Annotated in this window: 1 pseudogene; it reads right to left on the bottom strand. The window is 65.9% G+C overall.

Going from position 1 to position 472, the window contains the following annotated elements:
* Positions 1-472, bottom strand: a pseudogene (locus ACLEJU_RS28675) (electron transfer flavoprotein subunit alpha/FixB family protein); the annotation flags it as partial.

The following is a 472-nucleotide window of genomic DNA, read 5'->3' as shown; positions in this document are numbered from 1 at the left end:
TGGCAGCGGTCAGCTCTGGGCGGTCGGACTTGGCCAGCTCTTCGCCGACGAAGGCCGAGATACCGGCGTTGTGCGCAGCAGCCACCGCTTCAACGGCAGCCGAACCACCCTCGGCGGCCACGGCGTCGAAGCCGGTGGTACGCACGGTGATCACCTTGACCGAAGCGCTCGATTGCACGGTGGCAATGGCGTTGCCGGCGTAGATCGGGCGCTTGAAGGTGTCGGCCGATTCAACCGAGATGATCTCGGAGATCTGGTCGACGTCCAGCAGCGCGGCAACGCGTGGCAGGATGTTCTTGCCGTTGGTGGTGGCCGGGGCCAGCACGTGGCTGTAACCCTTGGCCAGCTCGACGATCAGCGGCGCGACGTTTTCTGGCAGGGCGTGGGCGTAGGCAGCGTTATCGGCAACCAGTACCTTGGCCACGCCAGCGATCTTGGCAGCGGCTTCGGCAACGCCACCGACGTTCTGGCC

The organism is Pseudomonas sp. SMN11 (assembly GCF_052041945.1).
Taxonomy (GTDB): Bacteria; Pseudomonadota; Gammaproteobacteria; order Pseudomonadales; family Pseudomonadaceae; genus Aquipseudomonas.
Note: the sequence above shows the minus strand (reverse complement) of the source record. Positions and strands in the feature narration are given on the sequence as shown.